We start from the raw sequence: 6,557 nt of genomic DNA, 5'->3' as shown, positions 1-6,557 counted from the left end.
TGCTCAAAACTAAACCGGCTGAACACTAATGAGGCATTTTAAAAATACCAAAAAGGACAGGAATGGGTTTATTGAGTAGATATAAAAACAAAGCCCGGTCAAAAACCGGGCTGATTTTTTTTAATCAAAGAATAGATTAATTATCCTCAATAACGGTTTCAAGTGAGCGTTCTGCCATTCTCAACCTTTCCCTGCTTTCATTGAGGGATTCTTCCAATTGAGTGAGCCTTACTTCTGCACGTCTAATCCTAATTTCACGTTCTTCAATAGCTTTTTTATCAGCGTTGGGCTTCCTTGCCTCTTCCTCCAGAGAGTGCTTTAAAGTGCTTAACCTTTCTCTGTGATAGGTTATTAATTCTTCAGTTTCATGCAATCTTGTTCTGGCATGTTCTGCTTTATTTCGGGCCATTTCAGCGCGATGCTGACCAAACTCCCTACCTGTCATATCTCCTTTGTCTTTTCCATAAGCATGACCTTGATTGTCCTTGGAAAGCTTATCCTGTTTTTCGCGTGAATCTTTAGCTTCTTCCCTTTTATCCTGAGCCTTGTCTTGTTTCTCTTTAGTTTGTTCTCTCTTTTCCTGGTCTTGTGTTTGAGCAAAAGATTGCTCTGGTGCAAAAAACAAAAAAGCACCAATGATACTTATTAATATTACATTTTTCATGATTTTATTTTTTAATTAATTTCTTCTACGGCTTGTTCAGCTTCATTTGATATAGTTTCAATTCTTTGATTGATTTCTTCAATTTCCCTTTCCAGGGAATCTATCTTTTTGATAGTGAGCTCCATTTCCTGTTCTTCTTTTGCTTTGTTCGTGTCTTTACATGATAAAGTACCTACAAAAACAAAAACCAATAAAAGTAGTGCTAGTTTTTTCATAATATATGTTACTGTTTCCACAAATATACAGCTAATTTTAGTGAGACTCTATTTATTTAAGATTTTACATGTATTTTGTTAAGATTTTTTTATCCATTTATTCACTTCTTCAAAATTCAATCCTCCATAATTACCGCTACTCATCAAAAGCAGGGTACTGTTTTTAAAATCACGGTTAAATAAAAAATTTTGAAACTCCTGCGGGTCTGTATAGATGATTAAATCATCCCGTTGAAATGCCTGCTCAATTTGTTCTTTTGTGACAGGCTGTAGTTTTTTGATTTCAACAGCGTGGGGCGAGTAAAACACTACTGCTACATCGGCAGCGTCGAGGGCACCTCGGTATTCTTTTAAAAATTCAGGGGTAAGACTGCTGTAAGTGTGCAATTCCAAACAAGCAACCAAATTCCTGTCTGGATACTGAGCTTTGACGGCTTGTGTAGTGGCCTGTACTTTTGAAGGTGAATGGGCAAAGTCTTTATATGCCACCGCAGTTGGGCTTTCTGCAATTTTTTCCAGGCGTTTTGATGCGCCCTTAAAGGTGGCAATAGCTTCATAAAAATCATCTTCATCCACCCCCAGGTGCTGGCAAATCCATTTTGCACCGGCAAGGTTGTTGAGATTGTGGTTTCCAAAAACTTCAATTGGCATCAGGCCTTCGGTGGTTTCCAAATAAGTCACTCCGTTTTCTATGGTATATTCAGGAGTTTGATAACCAATTTTTCTAATGGTGTTTTCAGAAGCTTCCACCACTTTCACCACTTCGGGGTCTTCTGTATTGTAATTGATACTGCCTCCTTTTACGATGGAATCGACAAAAATTTTAAATTGCTCGACATAGATTTCATAGGTGGGAAAAACATTGATATGGTCCCAGGCGATTCCGCTTAACAAAGCAATATTGGGTTTGTACAGATGAAATTTGGGTCTGCGGTCGATGGGTGAAGACAGGTATTCATCACCTTCCAGCACGATAAAATCATTTTCATCAGTAAGGTGCACCATGGTGTCAAAACCTTCCAATTGTGCGCCCACCATATAGTCTGCCGGGATGTTGTGGTAGTTGAGCACGTGCAGTATCATAGCGGTGATAGTGGTTTTGCCATGGCTTCCGCCTATGACTACCCGGGTTTTGTTTTTGGAATGTTCATAAAGGTACTCGGGATAGGAGTAGATTTTAAGTCCCAGTTCCTGTGCTTTGAGAAGTTCGGGGTTATCTGCTTTAGCATGCATACCAAGAATTACAGCGTCAATATCAGCAGTGATTTTTTCGGGAAACCAGCCAAAACTTTCTGGTAGTAAACCGGCTTTTTGCAAGCGTGATTTTGAAGGTTCAAAAATCTCGTCATCACTACCTGTGATGGCGTCTCCTTTTTGATGTAAAGCCAGTGCCAGATTGTGCATGGCGCTCCCGCCAATGGCTATAAAATGTATACGCATAGATTAAAAGTCTTGTGAGGTAAAGATACACATTGTGCAATTAAAAAAAGGGTAGGATATTTTTGAAATAAATTTAAACATTAAGGCATTAAGCTTAACTTCTTAATGCTTCTTAATTCCTTAAAGTTGAAAAAAGTGAAAACAATTAGGATTAATTTTTATAAAAAATCATTAGTGTCCGGTAAAAAATGTCAAATAAAAAAACTGCCGATGTAAACAAAGGCAGGTTCTTAAATTCATTTTTCTTTAAATTATTTTCTGATGGTCATTTCGTCCACCAGGTGTTTGGCTCCGGCATATTTATCGATGATAAACAATATATAACGCACATCAACATTGATGGCGCGTTGCAATTCGTGGTCAAAAATCACATCTCCAGCCATAGCCTCGATGTTTCCATCAAAGGCGAGGCCTATAAGTTCTCCATTTCCGTTAAGAACCGGCGAGCCTGAGTTTCCTCCTGTAATGTCGTGATCTGTCAGGAAGTTTACCGGCATATGGCCTGCTTTATCAGCATAAGGGCCAAAATCTTTGGCGTTGTATAAATCGATAAGCTTTTGTGGCATATCAAATTCTTCATCGCCAGGCTGGTACTTAGCAACTGTTCCTTTTAACGTTGTAAAATAGTTTGCACTTGCATCGTTTTTCTTATCACCTCTTGGCAATGCTCTTACTTTCCCGTAAGACAACCTCAAAGTGCTGTTTGCGTCGGGATAATAAACCTCATCGGGGTTCATCTCACGCATCCCTTGAATCATATTGCGGTAGGCCTTTTGGTATTGTTCTTCCAGTTCTTTTAATTCATCAGATTTGTGTCTGTATGCCGTTAAGAGTTCTTGCGATAATTTTACCAAAGGATCATTATTAAACTTCTCTTTATCCGGGTTTTTAGCAAATTTTATAAAGCTTTCTTTTGAGGAAAGGATACTGTTGTCCACCAAATTGGATATATGGTTTTTTATAGTCACTTTTCGCTCTTTCTCATTCTCTTTGGCCTGTAACAAACTTGGCACAGGCATTAAAGCTTTTATGGTGTACAACCAAACTGTTTCAACCAAAACATCACGCTCCAATGGTATATAAAGTTTACTGTAATGATTTTCTATTTCAGGAAGAATTTTTTCATTGAAGGTTTCTTCTGGGATGTTTTCTTCGGAAAACAACATGTTAAGAACACTGTTCAGCCTGTTTGGAAGTAAGATCAAATTACTTCCTCTTAAAACACTTATCAGGTAATTGTCATCACGGCTTTTGTCGTTTGTATTGGCGTAATAATTATTAATCACTTCCATTACTGAGCCGTATTTTATCTGATCACTTTTAGAAGTACTTGAATTTGCCCAACTGATAAACTTTTCTTCTTGTTTTCTTTTGGCTTCAGCAGTTTGGTGTTGTTTTAAGGCATCAATCATTCCCTGACGGTTTTTCCAGTAATTGGCAATTCCGGCATATTTTGAAGCATAGTCCAGATTTACCTGCTGATTTTTGTCCATGTGTTTTTTCATGGCATCCATAGCAGTTTTTGAGCCTTCTACCCAGGCAGGGTATGCATAATTTACGTTTTGATCGATACCAGCGGCAGGCATCCAGCGATTGGTTCTTCCGGGGTAACCCAAAATCATTGCAAAATCGTTTTCTTTATATCCTTTGATGCTCACAGGCAGGTGGTAATTTACTTCCAAAGGAACATTGTCTTCTGAATATTCGGCCGGATTTCCGTCTTTATCACCATAAACCCTGAAAAGTGAAAAGTCACCGGTATGACGTGGCCACTCCCAATTGTCTGTGTCACCGCCAAATTTTCCTATGTTGTTTGGTGGTGTGCCCACTAATCTTACGTCAGTATAATCCTGATACACAAAATAGTAGTATTCATTGCCACTATAGAATGTGCGCACAGAAACGGTATATTTTCCGCCTTCATCGTTTTCTTTCTGTATTTTGGCGATTTCCTGATTGATGATTTTTTCTCTTTCAGCCTCACTCATTTCATCATTGATCAAACTTAAAATGCGCTCTGAAACATCATCCATTCTCACAAAAAAGCGAACAGACAGGTTTTTTGGTTTCAGCTCTTCGCTGTGATTTTTTGCCCAAAAGCCATTGGTCAGATGATCATTTTCTTCAGTGGAAAGTTCGGCAATCTGGCCATAACCGCAGTGGTGATTTGTCAAGACCAAACCTTTGCCTGAAATAATTTCGGCTGTACAACCACCGCCAAACTGAACGATGGCATCTTTTAAACTGTGGTTGTTGACACTGTAGATTTCTTCGGGGGTGAGTTGAAGTCCCATTTTTTGCATATCGACATAATTGAGTCGTTCAATATGCATGAGGAACCACATGCCTTCATTGGCTTTTATAGGAAGTACAAAAAAGGCTAAAAACAGAAAAATAAATATTTTTTTCATAGAGTTAGAAAGATTTTATTGAAGCTTAATGTATTTGGATTCGAGTGCTAATATAATTGATTTTGAGAATTATTTAAGAGAAAAAACTCTTAAAAATAGTATATGAAAATACGGATTTAAAGATTGCCAATTAATCGTTTTTCTTCCTGCGCTTCTTTAAAATCCCCATTTAATGAAAGTGCATCACTTATCCACTTTTCTGCATTTCTTTTATCCCCTAAATGCCTGTATATCTGAGCTTTTCTATAATAGGCCCATTCCAACGGCACACCATCCCTAACTGAAAAATTTTTAATATACGCTTTGAGATAACTGAGTCCTTTTTCAAGCTCCACATTGTACATTCCTGAGATTTTTCCAATTTGATAATTGATGTTATTGCGTTTGTGTTTTTCTGCTGAAGCTTCTCTTATTTCGATTGCTTTTTCGGGCTCTTTTGTTATGTTTTCATATAAATCTGCGAGTTTTTCGTAGGTGAGAGGAGATTGCCCAATTTTCATTGCCTTCTTGTAGTGTCTTTCTGCATCACGGGGACGGTTAAAGTGTTCAGCGATATAGCCCAGGGTCAAGTAACCATCCACCTCAGAGAGTTTCATCAATTCATTGGCATATTTCAAAGCTGTGTTTTCACTTCCGCCCAAAATACTTGGTAGTGCTATATATAAATCGACTAAAGCCCATCGCACTTCGATGTGCTTGGGGTCGAGTTGTGCTGCTTTCTCAAGATGTTTCTTGATATCACCAATAAGTAAAAGTGCCCTGAAACGATTGCTACTCTGTGCCTTTCTTCCCAAAACTCCGCCGTATTTAAAGTTATAATTGGCATTGTTTGGGTATTTGTCCACAAGAATTTTGTAATAGCTCAGTGCCGTATCCCAGTCAGAGGAATGGGCGGCAATGTCACCCAAATACTCAATGGTTTGGATGTGATTTGGATTTGACTTGAGGTGTGTTTCAAAATGGGGTTTGGCCTGTTGGAATTTTTCCTGATCATATAAAGCTAACCCTCTCTCAAACGAGTTTGTTTGTCCCATAGAAAATAGCGGAATAAGTAATACTATGAAAACTTTATATAACATAAATAGGGATTATTAATTCTTATTGGGGAGGGTATTTTTTGAAAATTTTGGTTAAGGTTTTCTGATAATAGCTTTCTCTTTGTTCAGGTGTGGCCTTTTCTTTAAAACTTCCTTCTGTTTTTGCCTGCCAGACCAACGCATCACGGGCGGCATCGATAAAATCGACTGTGAGTTGCTGGTTGATTTCGTTTCCACCTACAGGAATTCCGGTTGAAACCCCCATAGAGGTACTTCTTCCAACGCTTCCCAAGCCAACACCAATGGTGTTTCTGGAACGTGACACATACTCATTGCTGTAAAAGTTAATCAATAATTGCGGATTGTCAGACTTCACCATCCCCTTTTGCTGAAGCAAACTGTCGGTAATTTTGATGATTCTGTTTTCATCCAACTCGCTCAGCCCGGTTTTCAGGTCAGAATAAAAATTGTAGGTGATGTATTTACTGAAATCTTTTTCAGTATCGTAATCTATTCCTACATAAGTACCGCAAGAGGATAAAATTACACTAAATAGTATGAGAAAAAACAGTCGCATATTTATAATCGATTAATTCGTAAATATACGAAAGCTTAAGGTTGAAAGCTTTAAAGAAGTATTAAAGTTGGTCCTCCCCCTAAATCCCCTTCCCACAGAGGGGGACTTTTTTTTGTATAAGATAGCTTTTCATAAACTACTAATCAATGCTTAATAATTACCATATTTATTTGTTAACTTCAAGCTTATATGACATTTTATTCTTCCGCGTTA

6 protein-coding genes are annotated in these 6,557 nt (G+C 38.0%); all 6 read right to left on the bottom strand.

Translation table 11 applies throughout. The features are described from left to right. Positions 1–136 precede the first annotated feature (136 nt). The 6 genes from AC6F75_RS06150 to AC6F75_RS06125 all read right to left on the bottom strand — a co-directional run bounded on the left by AC6F75_RS06150 (position 137) and on the right by AC6F75_RS06125 (position 6,344). On the bottom strand, positions 137–664 hold the full coding sequence (locus AC6F75_RS06150) for a hypothetical protein (RefSeq protein ID WP_500714071.1): 528 nt from the start codon (positions 662–664) through the stop codon (positions 137–139). Positions 665–675: 11 nt separating this feature from the next. Next, positions 676–879 (bottom strand): hypothetical protein, encoded by a 204-nt coding sequence (locus tag AC6F75_RS06145; protein WP_500714070.1) that lies wholly within the window; start codon positions 877–879, stop codon positions 676–678. 78 nt (positions 880–957) lie between these two features. Beyond that, entirely contained in the window at positions 958–2,319 is a 1,362-nt protein-coding gene (locus tag AC6F75_RS06140; protein WP_500714069.1) for a Mur ligase family protein, read from the bottom strand. A 251-nt stretch (positions 2,320–2,570) separates the two neighbouring features. After that, positions 2,571–4,730 carry a S46 family peptidase gene (locus AC6F75_RS06135; RefSeq protein ID WP_500714068.1) on the bottom strand — a complete coding sequence of 720 codons (2,160 nt, stop codon included), beginning with the start codon at positions 4,728–4,730 and terminating at the stop codon, positions 2,571–2,573. A gap of 116 nt (positions 4,731–4,846) precedes the next feature. Then, positions 4,847–5,809, bottom strand: coding sequence for a tetratricopeptide repeat protein (locus AC6F75_RS06130; RefSeq protein WP_500714067.1), 963 nt, complete (start codon positions 5,807–5,809; stop codon positions 4,847–4,849). A 19-nt stretch (positions 5,810–5,828) separates the two neighbouring features. Further along, positions 5,829–6,344, bottom strand: coding sequence for a DUF4136 domain-containing protein (locus tag AC6F75_RS06125; protein ID WP_500714066.1), 516 nt, complete (start codon positions 6,342–6,344; stop codon positions 5,829–5,831). Positions 6,345–6,557: the final 213 nt, after the last annotated feature.

Source organism: Planktosalinus sp., assembly GCF_059864935.1.
The sequence above is the reverse complement of the archived record's forward strand: the minus strand, read 5'-3'. Positions and strand labels throughout refer to the sequence as shown.